This is a genomic window from Streptomyces sp. NPDC031670, assembly GCF_055580545.1.
Map to the genome: position 1 here is coordinate 1 of NZ_JBVILC010000064.1, position 682 is coordinate 682.

The following is a 682-nucleotide window of genomic DNA, read 5'->3' on the forward strand; positions in this document are numbered from 1 at the left end:
GTGAAGAAGGGAAAACTAGATTCCTCCGGAGTGACGAAGGGAGGACAAGCCAACGTCGCCGAGATCCATAACCAGGTGCTGATGATGTTGGGCCACGAAATCTTTGATTCAGAGCTCAGCAAACGCGTCTTGGTCGATCACGCTTTCATCGTCGCGGGTGGAGAAATCACCAAGGCTGCTAGAAACTGGATCGGTGGCAAGCTCGATCAATCCAAGCGGAGTCAGATCCTCTTCATGGATAGAGAGGACATCGTCAATCTCTTCGTGGTGTCGCCCTTGATCGTTCCGCAAGTGCCGAGAAAAGCATCTGTACTATTCGACGACCCAATCCCCTTTTAGATGGGTATGGCTAGTCGCCTATCGTGGAATTACATCCCTAGTTCCAAATCGATCTATAAAGATGCCCTACGACCAAGGATGATCGCCAATGCCTTCTATGCGCCCCTCTCAATACGCCATGCAGCAGCGCACTGACGGAGGGCCTTTCCTTCGTATTGATCTTAGTGACGCAGTGGTGCTGACCGAGGAGGAGCTTAAGGCCGTCGAATTAGGAGAGGAGTATGAGTCGATTAGCGACGAGATCTATGGGACGTCTCGTGTCTACTACAGCGATGTCGCTCTGTTAGATGATGCGCCTGGTTGGCATCTGATTTTGGAGGTGGCTCCGGAGTATCTGACTCTT

2 protein-coding genes are annotated in these 682 nt (G+C 51.6%); both read left to right on the top strand.

What is annotated here, in order from left to right; all coding sequences use genetic code 11:
• Positions 1-339: hypothetical protein (locus ACZ5ID_RS37030; RefSeq protein WP_468907212.1), on the top strand; the 339-nt coding region annotated here is incomplete at its 5' end.
• Positions 340-457: 118 nt separating this feature from the next.
• Positions 458-682 (top strand): hypothetical protein (locus ACZ5ID_RS37035; protein WP_468907215.1); only part of this gene is annotated, 225 nt, incomplete at its 3' end.